A 16,365-nucleotide genomic window follows, 5' to 3' on the forward strand; every position below is an offset into this window, starting at 1 on the left:
TGAGAGAAAAAGACGGTTAATGTTCTTCCAGACCTCGTGAGGCCGAGAACAAAAGTGGCGTGCATTATTGCAAGTAATTCTTGTTAACAAAAGTAATAGAGTCTCTTTTTTTCTTGCATTGCTAGCCGCTCGTCCATTGCTGGCGCTAGTCTGTCTCTTTCCGATGGGAGTTTTCTGATGTCCACGCCCTCAGTTTTGATCGCCGGTTGCGGTGATGTCGGCAGTCGTCTGGCCACGCAATTGGTGGCTTTGGGGTGGGAGGTTCATGGCCTGAGACGTGACGTCTCACGCTTGCCCGAGGGCGTCATTGGCGTTGCCGGCGATTTGTTCAACGAGGACTGTCCAGAGACCTGGCCAGTCGGCGCGGTGGATTACCTGGTGTATTGCGCGGCGGCCACCGACCACGATGAAGCCGGATATCGCGCCGCTTATGTGCAGGGGTTGAAGCATGTGCTGGAGTGGCTGGACGATTACGGGCAGGTGCCGGATCGACTGCTGTTTGTTTCCAGCAGCAGTGTGTATGGCCAGCAGGATGGCGAGTGGGTCGACGAATCCTCGCCCACCGTTCCCGCAGGTTATTCAGGTCGGTTGATGCTGGAGGCCGAGCAGGTCGCACTCGAAAGCGGCATCCCGGCGAGCATCGTGCGCTTGACCGGCATTTACGGTCCGGGTCGCGAGTGGTTGCTGACGCAGGTGCGGCGAGGGTATCGCGTGGCCGTAGATCCGCCTTTGTACGGCAATCGCATTCACGCCGACGACGCGGCGGGATTGATGGCGTATTTGCTTGAGGCGGATCGTCGGGGTGAGACGCTGGATGACATCTACATTGGCGTCGACGACGCCCCCGCACCGTTGGCGGAAGTGGTGGGCTGGTTGCGTGAGTATCTGGGTGTGACGGAGTGGGATGACGATGCGACCGTGCGGCGTACGGGCAGCAAGCGTTGCAGCAATGCCCGGGCAAAGGCCTTGGGCTGGACGCCGAAGTACCCAAGCTATCGCGAAGGCTATGCCGCGATTCTCGAAGGTCGCGACTGACTTCCAAACACCCCAAAACAAAATGTGGGAGCGAGCCTGCTCGCGATAGCGGAGTAACAGTCAAAATTGATGTCGACTGATACTCCGCTATCGCGAGCAGGCTCACTCCCACATTGGTTTTGCGTTGGCCTTAAGGACGGGTTACTGCTTTTCGAGCAACCACTTGCGATCACCCGGCATGTAGGTCGGCTGTTCATCCTGCTGGGCTGTGTTGACTGCCTGGAAAATTTCCAGCTCTTTGCCTTTGCGGGCAAAAATCCATGGGCTACCTTGGCCGTTCAGTTGTAACCACAGGCTGTCGTTGCCACCGCTCATGGAGGCGCAGTCGCCCGCCAGGCACAGGGCATAGCGGTCAGCGCCGGGCAGGCCAATCACTTGGCCGTCAGCTTGAAACTGGACCGTGCCGCCTTCGCCATTGCCGTTGAGAACTTTCCAGCTGCCGCCCATGTAGGCCGTGTACAGCGCACGTTCGAAGCTCGCGCCAATCGGTGCGCCCTCCGGTACCTGGACCTGCGCGCGGTCGAAAACCTGCTCCGACTCGTTCTCGGTTTCGGACTGGCTCAGTTGCTTGCCGTCACGTTTCAGTTCGCTGCCGGAGCTGCCGTAAAAATCAATTTTCCATGCGCCGGATTTTTCGCCCAGCAGCTTGCCGTCGACGTTTTCAAAACCATTGGTGTAGCGGGCCTGACCGGCTTTGGTGTTGATGTCCCATTCCAGGTTCGGACCATAGGCCTGGAGCGCTTCGCGCAGGGGACCGCCTTTGGCAGCGGCATCGATTGCCACCTGATTGATCCAGGTGCCGCTGATATCACGGTCGGCAGGGTTACTGGCACAACCGCCCAAGAACAGGGCGACCAGCGAGAGAGCTAGCGCATGGCGCATGGTGGAATCCTTTCAAGGCAGGATCGGCGCAGCCATTAGAGGACTGCGCCGGACGTATTACTCGATGACCAGAATGGCATCCATCTCAACCTGCGAACCCTTTGGCAGGGCCGCTACGCCGATGGCAGCGCGGGCAGGGTAAGGCTGGTCAAAGTACTTGCCCATGATCTCGTTGACCTTGGCGAAGTGGCTCAGGTCGGTGAGGAAGATGTTCAGTTTGACGATGTCTTTGAACGAACCACCAGCAGCTTCGGCCACGGCTTTGAGGTTCTCGAACACCTGGACGGTCTGGGCTTCGAAGCCTTCAACCAGCTCCATGGTTTTTGGGTCCAGAGGAATTTGACCCGACATGTAAACGGTGTTGCCAGCCTTGATCGCCTGGGAGTAAGTACCGATGGCGGCCGGGGCCTTGTCGCTGGTGATAACAGTCTTGGTCATGAATGACTCCTTGTAGGGTGGGCTTTACGCACGCATGCGGGTGATGCGAATCACCCCGGTCAGGGCACGCAGTTTCTTGATCACGCGGGCCAGGTGCACGCGGTCGTGCACGCTGACCACCAGTTGGACCACGCTGATGCGACCATCGCGTTCGTCCATGCTGATTTTTTCGATATTGCCGTCGGCCGCGTTGACGCTGCTGGCCAGCAGCGCGATCAGGCCGCGCTGGTGTTCCAGCTCGACACGCAGTTCGACGTTGAATTCGCCGGTGACATCCTTGGCCCACGAGAGCTGGATGCATTTTTCCGGGTTGTGGCGGATTTCGCTGATGTTGCGGCAGTTGTCCAGGTGCACCACCATGCCTTTGCCGGCGGACAGGTGACCGACAATCGGGTCGCCCGGGATCGGCGTGCAGCACTTGGCGTAACTGAGCACCAGGCCTTCGGTGCCGCGGATTGCCAGCGGGCCTTCCGGGCTTGGCAACTGTTCGCCTTCGCCGAGCAGGCGGCGGGCGACCACGTAAGCCATGCGATTGCCCAGGCCAATGTCTTCGAGCAAGTCTTCGATCAGTTCCAGACGGTACTCGGCGAGCATCGCCTTGACGCGCTCGGCGGCGATTTTTTCCAGCGAGCTGTCGAAACCGTTCAGCACCTTGTTCAGCAGGCGTTCGCCGAGGTTGATGGACTCTGAGCGACGTTGCAGTTTCAGCGCGTGGCGGATGTGCGTTCGCGCCTTGCCGGTGACCACGAAGTTGAGCCACGCCGGGTTCGGCCGTGCGCCGGGAGCGCTGACGATCTCGACCGTGGAGCCGCTTTGCAGCGGTTCGGACAGCGGTGCGAGACGACGATTGATCCGGCAGGCTATGCAGCTGTTGCCCACGTCGGTGTGCACCGCGTAAGCGAAGTCGACCGCCGTGGAGCCTTTGGGCAGCTCCATGATCCGGCCTTTGGGCGTGAACACGTAGACCTCGTCCGGGAACAGGTCGATCTTCACGCTTTCGATGAATTCCAGCGAGTTGCCGGCGCGTTGCTGCATTTCCAGCACGCCTTTTACCCACTGACGGGCGCGGGCATGAGTGCCTTTGGGTTGCTCGTCGCCGCTGGATTTGTACAGCCAATGGGCGGCGATGCCGTTGTTGGCCATCTCTTCCATTTCACGGGTGCGGATCTGGATCTCGATCGGAACACCGTGCATGCCGAACAGCGTGGTGTGCAGTGACTGATAGCCGTTGGCCTTGGGGATCGCGATGTAATCCTTGAAGCGCCCCGGCAACGGTTTGTACAAATTATGCACGGCACCCAGCACGCGGTAGCAAGTGTCGACCTTGTCGACGATGATCCGGAACGCGTAAACGTCCATGATCTCGTTGAAGGCCCGACGCTTGCCGCGCATTTTCTTGTAGATGCCGTAGAGGTGTTTCTGACGACCGCTGACCTCGCCCTGAATGCCGTCGATGGCCAGGCAGTGGCTGAGGGACTCTTCGATCTTGTTGACGATTTCCTTGCGGTTGCCCCGGGCGCGTTTGACCGCCTGGTTGATCCGCGCGGAACGCATCGGGTGCATGGCCTTGAAGCCGAGGTCTTCGAATTCTATGCGGATGGCGTGCATGCCCAGCCGGTTGGCGATGGGCGCATAGATTTCCAGGGTTTCCTTGGCGATCCGCCGGCGTTTTTCACCGGACAGGACTTCCAGCGTGCGCATGTTGTGCAGGCGGTCGGCGAGCTTGACCAGAATCACGCGAATGTCGCGCGCCATGGCCATGGCCATTTTCTGGAAGTTTTCGGCCTGGGCTTCGGCTTTGGTCTCGAAGTTCATCTGGGTCAGTTTGCTGACCCCGTCGACCAGTTCGGCCACGGTTTCGCCGAACTGCGCTTGCAGCGCTTCTTTGGCAATACCGGTGTCTTCGATCACGTCATGCAGCATCGCGGCCATCAGGCTCTGATGGTCCATGTGCATGTCGGCAAGAATATTCGCCACCGCAAGAGGATGCGTGACGTACGCCTCACCGCTACGTCGGCGTTGACCGTCGTGGGCTTGTTCGGCGTAGAAATACGCTCGGCGGACCAGGTTGACCTGGTCTTTGCCGAGGTAGGCCGATAAGCGATCGGCGAGGGCGTCTATGCTCGGCATGATAACTCCTGCCGTTCGCTGTGAACCCGCGCCGTGCTACGTCGACCAGGCATAGGCTTAGACGGCCTCGTTGGACTCGTCCTCGAACGCTGCGAACAGCGGTTCGTCTTCGACGATTTCAGCATTGGCGATGAACTCGTAGCTCATCAGGCCTTCAGCGATTTCACGCAGCGCTACCACGGTAGGCTTGTCGTTTTCCCACTGGACCAGTGGCTCTTTGCCGCCGGTGGCCAGTTGACGGGCACGCTTGGTGGACAGCATGACCAGTTCAAAACGGTTTTCCACGTGGTTCAGGCAGTCTTCAACGGTTACGCGGGCCATGGTATTCCTCGGAGCGAATGCAATATGCGCGCTGCCCGGGTGGGCGAGCGGACTCGACAGTTTAAAAAATCACCAGCGATTAGGGAAGCGCTGATTTTTTGACCAAGCTCTTCAACGCGCTGCAAGTGCCAATGTAAAGCCCTTGCAGCGGTTTTGGGAAGTGCTGTTTAGCCGAGCAATTCAGCCAAAAGTTTTCCATTGCGCTGCTGCTGACGCTTCTGATGCAGCTGATTGGCGCGGAATATCGCCTGCAAATCGCTCAGCGCGTGGGCGAAATCGTCGTTGATGATCAGGTAATCGTAGTCGACGTAGTGGCTCATTTCGCTGACGGCTTCGCGCATCCGGCCATTTATGACCTCCTCGCTGTCCTGGCCGCGATTGTTCAGGCGTTGGTGCAACGCTTGAAGTGACGGCGGCAGAATGAAGATCGAGCGTGCCTGTGGCATCAGCTTGCGCACTTGTTCCGCACCCTGCCAGTCGATCTCCAGAATCAGATCGTGGCCTTCGTCCAGCGTCTGCTGCAAATGGCTTTGCGAAGTGCCATAGAGATTGCCGAACACTTCGGCGCGCTCAAGGAAATCCCCGTGCTCGATCATCTTCACGAAGTCGCTGCGGTCGACGAAGTGATAATTCACGCCGTTCACTTCACCGGGGCGCATGGCGCGGGTGGTGTGGGAGACCGAGACGCGGATCTCCTGATCTGCGTCGGTCAAGGCCTTGACCAGGCTGCTCTTGCCCGCGCCCGAAGGGGCGGAAATGATGTACAGGGTGCCGGTGCTGTGGGTCATGTCGGGTTTGCCTTACTCAATATTCTGTACTTGTTCGCGCATCTGCTCGATCAACACTTTGAGGTTGACCGCCGCTTGGGTGCTGCGCGGGTCGAAGGCTTTGGAGCCCAGTGTGTTGGCTTCGCGGTTGAGTTCCTGCATCAGGAAGTCCAGGCGCCGACCGGCAGCGCCGCCGGATTTGAGCACCCGGCGAACTTCGATGATATGTGTGCTCAGGCGATCCAGCTCTTCGGCGACGTCGCTCTTTTGCGCGAGCATGACCATTTCCTGCTCCAGCCGCTGCGGGTCCAGGTCGGCCTTCATGTCGGCGAAGCGGTCGAGGACTTTCTGGCGCTGGGTGGCGAGCATCTGCGGAACCAGTTCGCGCAGGGTGACGACGTCTTCTTCAATGGAGGTCAGTCGCTCGTTGATCAGCCGTGCCAGCTCCGCGCCTTCGCGCTCGCGGCCAGCCTTGAGCTCTTTCAGGCCTTCGTTGAACAGCGCCAATGCTTCGGCATTCAAGGCTTGCGGGTCGGTGGCATCACCCACCAGCACGCCCGGCCAGGCCAGCACTTCCAGCGGGTTGAGCGCCGCAGGATTTTTGATCAGGCTGGCGATTGTCTCGGCGGCGGCGACCAATTGCGCTGCGCGCTCGCGGTCCACTTGCAGCGGTTTATCGGTGTTTTCCTCGGTGAAGCGCAGGGTGCATTCAAGCTTGCCCCGGGAGATGCCTTGGCGCAGCGCCTCGCGGACGGCGCCTTCGAGGTCGCGAAAGGATTCCGGCAGGCGCAAGTGCGGCTCCAGGTAGCGGCTGTTGACCGAGCGCAGTTCCCAGCTCAGGGTGCCTTGGGTGCCGGCTTTTTCTACGCGGGCGAAGGCGGTCATGCTGTGCACCATGGGGGTACCTCGCAAGTCGGGTCGATGCGTTACCAAAGGTTTCGCGGACCCGATATCTGTGAATGAAAGCCGACAGGCAGCAAAGGCGCAGGATTGTAGCTCAGTGGGGCGGATGCGCCCAAACACACGCTGTCACAAAGAGCTGCAGGCCGTCGGCAAAGCGTGGTTCAGGGCCTTCGGTCGTCGGGCGAATTTTTTAGAAGTGCCCAGTCGTGGCCGGCGGCTCTATAATGCTCGGCAGTTTTCCGTCCTCCGTACAGGTATTCCCTATGAAACGTCCAAGTGGTCGCGCTGCCGATCAGCTCCGCTCGATCCGCATTACCCGCAACTACACCAAACACGCCGAGGGTTCTGTACTGGTCGAGTTCGGTGATACCAAAGTCATCTGCACCGTCAGCGTCGAAAACGGCGTGCCGCGTTTCCTCAAAGGCCAGGGCCAGGGCTGGTTGACTGCTGAATACGGCATGCTGCCCCGCGCCACCGGTGAGCGTAACCAGCGTGAAGCGAGCCGTGGCAAGCAAGGCGGCCGCACCCTGGAAATCCAGCGTCTGATCGGTCGTTCCCTGCGCGCTTCGCTGGACATGTCCAAGCTCGGCGATGTGACCCTGTACGTCGACTGCGACGTGATCCAGGCTGACGGTGGCACCCGCACGGCTTCCATCACTGGCGCGATGGTTGCCCTGGTCGATGCCTTGAAAGTGATCAAGAAGCGTGGCGGCCTCAAAGGCGGCGACCCGTTGAAGCAAATGATCGCTGCCGTTTCCGTGGGCATGTACCAGGGCGAGCCTGTGCTTGACCTCGACTACCTGGAAGACTCGGCTGCCGAGACCGATCTGAACGTGGTGATGACCAGCACCGGCGGTTTCATCGAAGTCCAGGGCACTGCCGAAGGTGCGCCGTTCCAGCCGGAAGAGCTGAACGCCATGCTGGAGCTGGCGAAGAAAGGCATGAGCGAAATCTTCGACCTGCAGAAGGCTGCACTGGCCGACTGACCGGATGGAACCACACAAGGAGGACGTTATGAGTGATGAGCAGCAAGTACTTCCCACCCCGAGCAAAGAAGCTCGGCAGTGGGCGATGTTTTGTCACTTGTCCGCCTTGCTGGGGATCTGGATTCCGTTCGGAACGCTGATCGGCCCGCTGATTCTGTGGCAGTTGAAGCGCGAGATGGATCCGTTCGTTGATGCTCAAGGTAAAGAGGCGCTGAACTTTCAGATCACCGTCGCCATAGCCTCCGCCATCTGCTTCCTGCTGATGGTGGTGATTGTCGGGTTCTTCCTGTTGGGTCTGGTGGCGATTGGCGCGTTGGTGCTGACGATTATTGCGGGTGTGAAGGCCAATGAAGGTTTTCCTTATCGGTATCCGTTCACCTGGCGGCTGATCAAGTAACGAACTGGTTTCCACATTGGAAGTTTCAGCAATCCACGCTCTAAAACAAATGCCCTGACTTGTCAGGGCATTTGTATTTTTGCAATACAATTAATTTGCCCGGCCTGTACCGTCGGTGATATCTACGATCACCAGATGTCACAAGTATTTATTAACTATCGCTCTTACATCTTTAGTCACAACTGCAGTGCCTCAACACTGGCTATGTCCTTGGCAATGGGGCTTGGCGATTGATAAAGTTGCCCTAAGTAATATTCCTCCAGAAATATTTCGATATATTCAGGCCATCGAAGGTCCTTGAATTTAAATGCAATCAGTGTTGAGAACTTCAGCCGATTCAAGAGGCCTGCCCAGGTAAAAAGTTCGCCTCTGAATATATATCCAAGAATAATCCCAATGTTTCAGCTCGATTTTTATGGAACGCTTGTGGCTGCCTCCTTAGTGCTTTTGCTGGGGCGCGGTCTTGTTACACGTGTTGGTTTTATGCGCAATTACAATATCCCCGAACCTGTCGCCGGCGGCCTTGTGGTTGCCTTGGTTCTCTTGGTATTGCGAACCCTGGAGATTGAAGTCCGCTTCGACACTTCACTGCAAACTCCCTTGATGTTGGCGTTTTTCGCCACCATCGGCTTGAGTGCAGACTTCGCCAGCCTGAAGAAGGGCGGTCGTGTCGTGGGGATATTCCTACTGGCGGTCACCGGACTTTTGGTGGTGCAGAATGCCATGGGCATTGGCCTCGCAAAAATGCTGGGGCTCGATCCATTGATGGGGCTACTGACGGGCTCGATCACCTTGGCGGGCGGCCACGGTACGGGCGCAGCATGGGGAGCGGTATTCAGGGAGAAATACGGTTTGGCTTCCGCCTCTGAGCTTGCGATTGCTTCTGCGACGTTTGGCCTGGTGTTGGGTGGTTTGATTGGTGGTCCGGTTGCGCGCCTGCTGAACAAGCGTGTTCAGGTGCCCGGCTGCCACAGCCAGGAAGCACCGCGGTTGCCAAAAGGTTTTGAACAGCCGAACAAAGAGCGCTCGATTACGCCATTTTCGTTTATCGAGACCCTCGCTCTGATCGCTGTAAGTCTAATGGCCGGCAATCTTCTGAATGGCTTGCTGCAAGGGACCGCATTTGAGTTGCCGACCTTCGTTTGCGTCTTGTTCGTGGGGGTGGTTTTACGCAACGGGCTTTCGGCGCTCGGCTTGTATCAGGTGTTTGAACGTGAAGTCTCGGTGCTGGGAAATGTCAGCTTGTCGCTGTTTCTGGCGATCGCTCTGATGTCACTCAAGCTGTGGGATCTGGCCTCTCTGGCTTTACCGTTCTTCATCATTCTGGCGGTGCAAACGTTGGTCATGGCGCTGTTTGCGATTTTCGTGACGTTCAGGGTCATGGGTAGTAACTACGATGCGGCGGTACTGGCGGCCGGGCACTGTGGTTTCGGGCTGGGTGCCACGCCAACGGCCATCGCGAACATGCAAGCGGTGACACAGCGCTACGGACCTTCGCAGATAGCGTTCCTGGTGGTGCCAATGGTGGGGGCTTTCTTCATCGACATCATTAATGTCATCGTGATCAAGTTGTACCTTGCGCTGCCGTTCTTTGTCGCTGTTTGAGGTGCGCGCCACATTCAGTGAGCGTTCCCACCTTCGACTGGCGCATAAAAAATGCCCGTAACTTGCGATACGGGCATTTTTTCGGTCGACAGCGACACAGCGCTTAGATAGTCAGCGTCCAGTCGTAATCCACGATCAGTGGCGCATGCTGCGAGAACCGTGGTTGACGTGGCAGGCGTGCGCTGCGAACAAAACGGCGCAGGCCCGGGGTCAGCAACTGGTAGTCGAAACGCCAGCCCAGGTTGAGCATCTCAGCCTGTTCGTTATCCGGCCACCAGCTGTACTGGTCGCCTTCGCGGCTGACTTCGCGCAGGGCATCGACATACCCCATATTGCCGACAATCTCGTCCATCCAGGCGCGTTCAGGCGCCAGGAAGCCCGGGGATTGCTGGCTGTCGCGCCAGTTCTTGATATCCAGCTTCTGTTGCGCCACGTACAGCGAGCCACAATAAATGTACTCGCGACGTTTGCGTCGCTGTTTATCCAGATAACGGGCGAAGTCGTCCATTAGCTTGAACTTCTGGTTCAAGTCTTCATCGCCGTTCTGCCCCGAAGGGAGCAGCAAGGTCGCGATGCTGACCTTGTCAAAATCGGCTTGCAGGTAGCGCCCGTAGCGGTCGGCCGTCTCGAAGCCGAGACCGCTGATGACGGCCTTCGGTTGCAACCGCGAATACAAAGCCACGCCACCTTGGGCAGGAACTTCGGCTTCGCAGGCATAAAGGAAGTAGCCATCCAGTTGGAAGGCTGGATCGTCCAGTTCAAAGGCGGAGGCGCGGGTGTCCTGCAGGCAGATGACGTCGGCATTCTGTGCTTGCAGCCAACTGAGCAAACCACGCTCGACTGCAGCCTGAATACCATTGACGTTCACACTGATGATCCGCATAAATGGCCCCAAAAATCACGTGCGTGTATGATACACGGCGTCAACCTAATTAGCTAAATCCGTGGTATTTGGGGTTTTTTTCATGCAAGCGTATCAGCGCGATTTCATTCGTTTTGCCATCGATCGCGGCGTTTTGCGCTTCGGTGAGTTCACCCTGAAGTCCGGGCGTACCAGTCCTTACTTCTTCAATGCCGGCTTGTTCAACACGGGCTCGGCCCTTGCGCAGCTGGGGCGTTTCTATGCGGCAGCCATCGTCGAGAGCGGTATATCGTTCGACGTGCTGTTCGGCCCAGCCTACAAAGGCATCCCGTTAGCAGCGACCACCGCCGTGGCCCTGGCCGAACATCACGAGCGCGATTTGCCTTGGTGCTTCAACCGCAAGGAAGCCAAGGCCCATGGCGAAGGCGGCAGCCTGGTCGGCGCACCACTGACCGGCGACGTGCTGATCATCGACGACGTGATCACCGCAGGCACCGCGATTCGTGAAGTAATGCAGATCATCGCTTCCCAGGACGGCGCCAAGGCCAAAGGCGTGCTGATCGCTCTGAACCGTCAGGAGCGTGGCAACGGTGAATTGTCGGCGATTCAGGAAGTGGAGCGTGATTTCGGGATTCCGGTAATCAGCATCGTTTCGCTGAACCAGGTGCTCGAATTCCTGGCGGACGATCCGCAGCTCAAGCAGCATTTACCAGCCGTAGAGGCGTACCGCGCCCAGTTCGGCGTGTAACCGCAATCTCCCACAGGGAATACAGGCAAAAAAAGACCCCGCTCAGCCAGGCTGAGCGGGGTCTTTTTGTATGTGCTGCTTAAGGCCGCTTGCGATTACTGATCAAAGTACCCACACCGGTATCGGTGAAGATTTCCAGCAGAATCGCATTCGGCACCCGGCCATCAATGATCAACGAGCTACCAACGCCGCCCTGAACCGCTTCCAGCGCGCAACGAATCTTCGGCAGCATGCCGCCGTAAATGGTGCCATCGGCGATCAGTTCGTCCACCTGCTGGGTGGTCAGGCCGGTCAGCACGGTGCCCGACTTGTCCATCAGCCCGGCGATGTTGGTCAGCAGCATCAGCTTTTCAGCTTTCAGTGCTTCGGCGACTTTACCGGCCACCAGGTCAGCGTTGATGTTGTACGACTCGCCGTTGGCACCGACACCGATGGGCGCGATCACCGGAATGAAATCGCCTTTTACCAGCAGGTTCAGCAGGTCGGTGTTGATGCCGACCACTTCGCCAACATGGCCGATGTCGATGATTTCCGGTTGGGTCATCTCCGGGGTCTGGCGGGTGACAGTGAGCTTCTTCGCACGAATCAGCTCGGCGTCTTTACCAGTCAGGCCGATGGCGCTACCGCCGTGACGGTTGATCAGGTTGACGATGTCTTTGTTGACCTGGCCGCCGAGGACCATTTCGACCACGTCCATGGTCGCGGAATCGGTAACGCGCATCCCGTCGACAAAGTGGCTCTCGATCGACAGGCGCTTGAGCAGGTCGCCGATTTGCGGGCCGCCACCGTGAACCACTACCGGGTTGATGCCCACGGCTTTCATCAGCACGATGTCGCGCGCGAAGCCGGTTTTCAGCTCCTCGCTTTCCATCGCGTTGCCGCCGTATTTGATCACCAGCGTCTTGCCGACATAGCGGCGAATGTAAGGCAGCGCTTCGGACAGGACCTTGGCGGTGTTGGCGGCGGCTTCGCGTTCGAGGGTCATTCAGGGCTCCGGGTGCATCGTTAAATCAAAACGGTAGTTGGAGGTCAGGTGCAACACGTTTCAGCTGGGCATGGAACACGTCCTTGATGCGCTGCAATTCAGCCTCATCATCGGCCTCGAAGCGCAGCACCAGCACCGGTGTGGTGTTGGAGGCGCGCACCAGGCCCCAGCCTTTGGCGTAGTCGACTCGCACGCCGTCGATGGTGGTCAGGTCAGCGCCTTCGCCCCACGTCGCATCGTGCAGTGCATCAATGATGCTGAATTTGCTCTCTTCGGTCACATGGATATTGATTTCAGGCGTAGAAATATCGTTCGGGAAGGTCGCAAACAGCTCTTCCGCGGTGGATTTTTCCTTGCTGAGGATTTCCAGCAGACGTGCGGCGCTGTAAATGCCGTCGTCGAAACCGAACCAGCGTTCCTTGAAGAAGATATGCCCGCTCATTTCACCGGCCAACAGCGCGCCGGATTGTTTCATTTTCTTTTTGATCAACGAGTGACCGGTCTTCCACATTAGCGGCCGACCGCCGTATTCCTTGATCAGCGGAATCAGGCGTCGCGTGCATTTGACGTCGAAAATGATTTCCGCGTCAGGGTTGCGCGCCACAACATCACGGGCAAACAGCATCAGCAAGCGGTCCGGGTAGACGATGCTGCCGGTGTTGGTCACGACGCCGACACGGTCGCCATCGCCATCGAAGGCCAGGCCGAGGTCGGCGTTGGTTTCCTTGACCTTGGCGATCAGGTCGACGAGGTTCTCAGGCTTGCCCGGGTCCGGGTGGTGGTTCGGGAAGTTGCCGTCGACGTCGCAGAACAGCGGGATGACTTCGCAGTTCAGCGCTTCGATCAGTTGCGGGGCGATCACGCCGGCCGCACCGTTGCCGCAGTCGACTACAACTTTCAGGCGACGGGCCAGTTTGATGTCCTGGACGATTTCAGTGTTGTAGCGGTCGAGGATTTCGACCCGGGTGATGCTGCCCTCGCCGCTGCTCAGGTTGTTGGTCTTGAGACGGTCGTGCAGGGCCTGGATCTGTTCGTTGGCCAAGGTGTCGCCGGCGATGACGATCTTGAAACCGTTGTAGTTCGACGGGTTATGGCTACCGGTGAGCATTACCCCGGATTTACCGGCTAGCACATTGGCGGCGTAGTACAGCGCCGGCGTTGGCACCAGACCGACGTCGCTGACGTGGCAGCCGGCATCGGCAAGGCCTTTGATCAGCTGTTCGACCAGTTCCGGGCCGGACAGGCGGCCGTCGCGACCAACGGAAACGTTCGGTTCGTCCTGAGCCAGGCTTTGGGCGCCAATGGCGCGACCGAGCCAGTAAGCGGTTTCAGCGTTCAGGAATTCCGGGACGGTGCCGCGTATGTCATACGCGCGAAAGATGCTGTCGGGAAACTTGGGTGCGACTTGGGCGGGGGTGTTCATCTGTAGGAATGCTCCATCTCGAAAGTGACTGGACAGGCCTGCTTGGTACGCGTCGGCCGGCTCAAACTGAAGGGTATGACGGCGTTTTCCACGCAGAGTTCGTGGTGCGAAAAGGCCACTCCACTAACTCAGGCAATAAAAATTTCCAAATGAAGCCTGTGACACCTCAGCAACAAACCTGTGGGAGCGAGCAGGCTCGCTCCCAAAATGAATCATCAATGGCTGCCGGAATGCCCGAAACCACCCGTACCGCGCTGGGTTTCGACGAACTCTTCGACCATCTCGAAATGCGCTTGCACCACCGGCACCAGCACCAACTGTGCCAGACGCTCACCGACCACCATGTTGAAGTCAGTCTGGCCGCGGTTCCAGCAGGACACCATCAGCGGGCCCTGGTAATCGGAGTCGATCAAACCGACCAGATTGCCCAGCACGATGCCGTGTTTATGCCCTAAACCGGAGCGCGGAAGGATCAGCGCGGCCAAACCTGGATCACCGATGTAAACCGACAGTCCGGTCGGGATCAGCACGGTTTCACCCGGCTTGATCACGATGTCTTTTTCCAGCATGGCCCGCAGGTCGAGGCCGGCGGAGCCTGGTGTGGCGTATTGCGGCAGCGGGAATTCGGTACCGATGCGGGGGTCGAGGATCTTGGCTTGCAAAGCGTGCATGTAAATTAAACCTGGTTCAGACGTTCGGCGATAAAAGTGATCAGCTGGCGAGCAATCTTGCTCTTGCTGGTCTGGGCGAAAAGTGTGGCGTGAAGCTCACGGTCGATCACGCTGCAGGCATTTTCTTCGCTGTTGAAGCCAATGCTTGGGTTGGCGACGTCGTTGGCGACGATCAAATCGAGGTTTTTGTCTTTCAACTTGCGGGCAGCGTAGTCGAGCAGATGTTCGGTTTCGGCGGCGAAACCGACACTGAACGGACGGTCGGGGCGCGTGGCGATGGTGGCCAGGATGTCCGGGTTGCGCACCATCTGTAGCAACAAGCCGTCGCCGTTCGTAGGGTCTTTCTTGAGTTTCTGTGGGGCGACGACTTCCGGGCGGTAGTCCGCGACTGCTGCCGAGGCGATGAACAGGTCGCAAGGAATCGCGGCTTCGCAGGCGGCGAGCATGTCGCGGGCACTGACCACGTCGATGCGCGTGACGCGATCCGGCGTTGGCAGGTGCACCGGGCCGGTGATCAGGGTCACGCGGGCGCCGGCTTCCACCGCGGCTTCGGCCAGGGCGAAACCCATTTTTCCGGAGCTGTGGTTGGTGATGTAACGCACCGGATCGATGTTTTCCTGGGTCGGCCCGGCGGTAATCAGTACGTGCTTGCCGGTCAGCGCCTGGCGCTGGAAGCAATCCGCCGCGCACTGGGCGAGATCGACGGCTTCGAGCATGCGCCCCAGGCCGACGTCGCCGCAGGCCTGGCTGCCGGAGGCCGGGCCGAAGGCTTTGATGTCGCGGCTTTCGAGGGTTTGCAGGTTGGCCTGGGTCGCCGGATCGCGCCACATGGCCTGGTTCATCGCCGGGGCGACAGCGACCACGGCGTCGGTGGCCAGCACCAGGGTGGTCAGCAGGTCGTCGGCGATGCCTTGGGCCAGGCGGGCGATCAGGTCCGCGGTGGCGGGGGCGATCAGCACCAGATCAGCCCATTTGGCCAGCTCGATGTGGCCCATGGCAGCTTCTGCCGCCGGGTCCAGCAAGTCGAGGTGAACCGGGTGCCCGGACAAGGCCTGCATGGTCAGCGGGGTGATGAACTCGCTGCCGCCACGGGTCATAACCACGCGCACTTCGGCGCCCTGGTCGATCAGGCGGCGAACCAGGTCGGCGCTCTTGTAGGCAGCAATGCCGCCGCCGACGCCCAGAACGATGCGTTTCCGATACAGCCGCTGCATAGGTCTGCCTTTCATTTCGTTGATGACTGCATGGCGAGACCCCCTCCCCAGGGATGAAATCGCCAGCAAAAAAGATGGGCTACGATATCACAGCGACCGCTACGGAACAGCGGCGCCCACATACCAGGGAGGTGCTATGAGTATTCGTGATTGGCCGGCGGCGGAGCGGCCGCGGGAAAGGTTGCTTGAGTTGGGCTCGGCAAGTCTTTCAGATGCAGAATTGCTGGCGATTTTTTTACGGACCGGCGTGTCGGGTAAAAGCGCGGTGGACCTGGCTCGACACCTGTTGAATCAGTTTGGCAGTTTGCGCTCATTGCTTGAGGCCGATCAGGTAGCGTTCAGCAGGCAGCTGGGGCTCGAGCCAGCGAAATTCGCCCAGTTGCAAGCAGCGCAGGAAATGGGCCGGCGGCATTTGGCCGAGCGGGCTCGTCAAAAATCAGCGCTGGAAAATCCACAGGCCGTTCGGGACTACCTGAAATCGATGTTGCGCCACGAGCCCCACGAAGTGTTCGGCTGTCTTTTTTTGGATTCCAAACATCAAGTGCTGACCTTTGAAGTGCTGTTTCGCGGCTCCATCGACAACGCCAGCGTATATCCACGCCAAGTGGTCAAGCGAGCTCTGGCCCATAACGCCGCAGCGTTGATCCTCTGTCATAACCATCCGTCGGGAAACTCCGACCCCAGTCAGGCCGATCGTCTGCTGACCAAGCGCCTGCAAGAGGCACTGGGCCTGATCGATGTGCGGGTGCTTGACCATTTCATCATCGGGGATGGCGATCCGCTGTCCATGGCCGAGTACGGGTGGATGTAGGGCAGCAGTAAGTCTCAAGCGTCAAGCTTCAAGCTAGAGCCGTGCGCGGGCAGCTCTAGCTTGAGGCTGCAGCTTATGGCTTGACGCTGACCTTGGAGTAATCCTGACGGCCAAACGGGCTGACGGCATACCCCTGGACATCCTTGCGCGTCAGCGCAAACGCCGTCGGGTGCGCCAGCGGCAGCCA

17 protein-coding genes and 1 pseudogene are annotated in these 16,365 nt (G+C 58.8%); 6 read left to right on the plus strand and 12 right to left on the minus strand.

The genetic code is table 11. The features are described 5' to 3' along the window. Window positions 1-177 precede the first annotated feature (177 nt). The gene (locus PMI22_RS25635; protein WP_007943115.1) at window positions 178-1,035 is read left to right on the plus strand and encodes an SDR family oxidoreductase; all 858 of its coding nucleotides are present in this window, start codon (window positions 178-180) and stop codon (window positions 1,033-1,035) included. 141 nt (window positions 1,036-1,176) lie between these two features. On the opposite strand, the gene PMI22_RS25630 is transcribed toward PMI22_RS25635, so the two are convergent. The 6 genes from PMI22_RS25630 to PMI22_RS25605 form a co-directional block, all read right to left on the minus strand. Then, window positions 1,177-1,917, minus strand: a complete 741-nt coding sequence (locus PMI22_RS25630) for a hypothetical protein (RefSeq protein WP_007943116.1) — start codon at window positions 1,915-1,917, stop codon at window positions 1,177-1,179. A gap of 57 nt (window positions 1,918-1,974) precedes the next feature. Further along, complete coding sequence (locus PMI22_RS25625; RefSeq protein WP_003229509.1) at window positions 1,975-2,355, minus strand: RidA family protein; 381 nt, start codon at window positions 2,353-2,355, stop codon at window positions 1,975-1,977. 24 nt (window positions 2,356-2,379) lie between these two features. Further along, the gene (gene spoT / locus PMI22_RS25620; protein ID WP_007943117.1) at window positions 2,380-4,485 is read right to left on the minus strand and encodes a bifunctional GTP diphosphokinase/guanosine-3',5'-bis pyrophosphate 3'-pyrophosphohydrolase; all 2,106 of its coding nucleotides are present in this window, start codon (window positions 4,483-4,485) and stop codon (window positions 2,380-2,382) included. Window positions 4,486-4,542: 57 nt separating this feature from the next. Further along, on the minus strand, window positions 4,543-4,806 hold the full coding sequence (rpoZ, locus tag PMI22_RS25615) for a DNA-directed RNA polymerase subunit omega (protein ID WP_007894670.1): 264 nt from the start codon (window positions 4,804-4,806) through the stop codon (window positions 4,543-4,545). A gap of 167 nt (window positions 4,807-4,973) precedes the next feature. Beyond that, window positions 4,974-5,594 (minus strand): guanylate kinase, encoded by a 621-nt coding sequence (gmk, locus tag PMI22_RS25610; protein WP_007943118.1) that lies wholly within the window; start codon window positions 5,592-5,594, stop codon window positions 4,974-4,976. 12 nt (window positions 5,595-5,606) lie between these two features. Further along, window positions 5,607-6,470 (minus strand): YicC/YloC family endoribonuclease, encoded by an 864-nt coding sequence (locus tag PMI22_RS25605; protein WP_007943119.1) that lies wholly within the window; start codon window positions 6,468-6,470, stop codon window positions 5,607-5,609. Window positions 6,471-6,739: 269 nt separating this feature from the next. Between PMI22_RS25605 and rph the strand changes: the two genes are divergently transcribed. The 3 genes from rph (at window position 6,740) to gltS (ending at window position 9,464) form a co-directional block, all read left to right on the plus strand. Further along, complete coding sequence (gene rph / locus PMI22_RS25600; protein ID WP_007943120.1) at window positions 6,740-7,462, plus strand: ribonuclease PH; 723 nt, start codon at window positions 6,740-6,742, stop codon at window positions 7,460-7,462. Window positions 7,463-7,490: 28 nt separating this feature from the next. After that, window positions 7,491-7,859, plus strand: coding sequence for a DUF4870 domain-containing protein (locus PMI22_RS25595; RefSeq protein ID WP_007943121.1), 369 nt, complete (start codon window positions 7,491-7,493; stop codon window positions 7,857-7,859). Between the two features lie 396 nt (window positions 7,860-8,255). After that, a complete protein-coding gene (gene gltS / locus PMI22_RS25590) occupies window positions 8,256-9,464 on the plus strand; it encodes a sodium/glutamate symporter (RefSeq protein ID WP_007943123.1) in 1,209 nt (402 codons plus the stop codon). A 103-nt stretch (window positions 9,465-9,567) separates the two neighbouring features. Here the strand turns inward: gltS and PMI22_RS25585 are convergent, their stop codons facing one another. Continuing rightward, window positions 9,568-10,347, minus strand: a complete 780-nt coding sequence (locus tag PMI22_RS25585; RefSeq protein WP_007934608.1) for an exodeoxyribonuclease III — start codon at window positions 10,345-10,347, stop codon at window positions 9,568-9,570. A gap of 82 nt (window positions 10,348-10,429) precedes the next feature. Here PMI22_RS25585 and pyrE point away from each other — a divergent pair, with 82 nt between their 5' ends. Then, entirely contained in the window at window positions 10,430-11,074 is a 645-nt protein-coding gene (gene pyrE, locus PMI22_RS25580; protein WP_007943124.1) for an orotate phosphoribosyltransferase, read from the plus strand. 79 nt (window positions 11,075-11,153) lie between these two features. On the opposite strand, the gene argB is transcribed toward pyrE, so the two are convergent. From argB to coaBC, 4 genes and pseudogenes are all read right to left on the minus strand, one after another. Beyond that, entirely contained in the window at window positions 11,154-12,059 is a 906-nt protein-coding gene (argB, locus tag PMI22_RS25575) for an acetylglutamate kinase (RefSeq protein ID WP_007943125.1), read from the minus strand. Between the two features lie 25 nt (window positions 12,060-12,084). After that, window positions 12,085-13,461: pseudogene (locus PMI22_RS25570) on the minus strand (phosphomannomutase/phosphoglucomutase); the annotation flags it as partial. A gap of 236 nt (window positions 13,462-13,697) precedes the next feature. Then, a complete protein-coding gene (gene dut, locus PMI22_RS25565; protein ID WP_007943127.1) occupies window positions 13,698-14,153 on the minus strand; it encodes a dUTP diphosphatase in 456 nt (151 codons plus the stop codon). Between the two features lie 5 nt (window positions 14,154-14,158). Then, window positions 14,159-15,367, minus strand: a complete 1,209-nt coding sequence (coaBC, locus tag PMI22_RS25560; RefSeq protein ID WP_007943128.1) for a bifunctional phosphopantothenoylcysteine decarboxylase/phosphopantothenate--cysteine ligase CoaBC — start codon at window positions 15,365-15,367, stop codon at window positions 14,159-14,161. Between the two features lie 136 nt (window positions 15,368-15,503). Here coaBC and radC point away from each other — a divergent pair, with 136 nt between their 5' ends. After that, a complete protein-coding gene (radC, locus tag PMI22_RS25555; protein ID WP_007943129.1) occupies window positions 15,504-16,178 on the plus strand; it encodes a RadC family protein in 675 nt (224 codons plus the stop codon). Between the two features lie 73 nt (window positions 16,179-16,251). Here radC and PMI22_RS31830 read toward each other — a convergent pair. Further along, a partial coding sequence (locus tag PMI22_RS31830) for a hypothetical protein (RefSeq protein ID WP_007943130.1) occupies window positions 16,252-16,365 on the minus strand: 114 nt, incomplete at its 5' end.

Source organism: Pseudomonas sp. GM21 (genome assembly GCF_000282215.1).
Taxonomy (GTDB): Bacteria; Pseudomonadota; Gammaproteobacteria; order Pseudomonadales; family Pseudomonadaceae; genus Aquipseudomonas.

Excerpts from the sequence above, each read along its gene's own strand:
- rph (WP_007943120.1), top strand. The coding sequence starts at position 6,740 with ATGAAACGTCCAAGTGGTCGCGCTGCCGATCAGCTCCGCTCGATCCGC.
- coaBC (WP_007943128.1), bottom strand. The coding sequence starts at position 15,367 with ATGCAGCGGCTGTATCGGAAACGCATCGTTCTGGGCGTCGGCGGCGGC.
- pyrE (WP_007943124.1), top strand. The coding sequence starts at position 10,430 with ATGCAAGCGTATCAGCGCGATTTCATTCGTTTTGCCATCGATCGCGGC.
- PMI22_RS25635 (WP_007943115.1), top strand. The coding sequence starts at position 178 with ATGTCCACGCCCTCAGTTTTGATCGCCGGTTGCGGTGATGTCGGCAGT.
- PMI22_RS25605 (WP_007943119.1), bottom strand. The coding sequence starts at position 6,470 with ATGGTGCACAGCATGACCGCCTTCGCCCGCGTAGAAAAAGCCGGCACC.
- PMI22_RS25625 (WP_003229509.1), bottom strand. The coding sequence starts at position 2,355 with ATGACCAAGACTGTTATCACCAGCGACAAGGCCCCGGCCGCCATCGGT.
- gltS (WP_007943123.1), top strand. The coding sequence starts at position 8,256 with ATGTTTCAGCTCGATTTTTATGGAACGCTTGTGGCTGCCTCCTTAGTG.
- gmk (WP_007943118.1), bottom strand. The coding sequence starts at position 5,594 with ATGACCCACAGCACCGGCACCCTGTACATCATTTCCGCCCCTTCGGGC.
- rpoZ (WP_007894670.1), bottom strand. The coding sequence starts at position 4,806 with ATGGCCCGCGTAACCGTTGAAGACTGCCTGAACCACGTGGAAAACCGT.
- PMI22_RS25595 (WP_007943121.1), top strand. The coding sequence starts at position 7,491 with ATGAGTGATGAGCAGCAAGTACTTCCCACCCCGAGCAAAGAAGCTCGG.
- dut (WP_007943127.1), bottom strand. The coding sequence starts at position 14,153 with ATGCACGCTTTGCAAGCCAAGATCCTCGACCCCCGCATCGGTACCGAA.
- radC (WP_007943129.1), top strand. The coding sequence starts at position 15,504 with ATGAGTATTCGTGATTGGCCGGCGGCGGAGCGGCCGCGGGAAAGGTTG.
- argB (WP_007943125.1), bottom strand. The coding sequence starts at position 12,059 with ATGACCCTCGAACGCGAAGCCGCCGCCAACACCGCCAAGGTCCTGTCC.
- spoT (WP_007943117.1), bottom strand. The coding sequence starts at position 4,485 with ATGCCGAGCATAGACGCCCTCGCCGATCGCTTATCGGCCTACCTCGGC.
- PMI22_RS25585 (WP_007934608.1), bottom strand. The coding sequence starts at position 10,347 with ATGCGGATCATCAGTGTGAACGTCAATGGTATTCAGGCTGCAGTCGAG.
- PMI22_RS25630 (WP_007943116.1), bottom strand. The coding sequence starts at position 1,917 with ATGCGCCATGCGCTAGCTCTCTCGCTGGTCGCCCTGTTCTTGGGCGGT.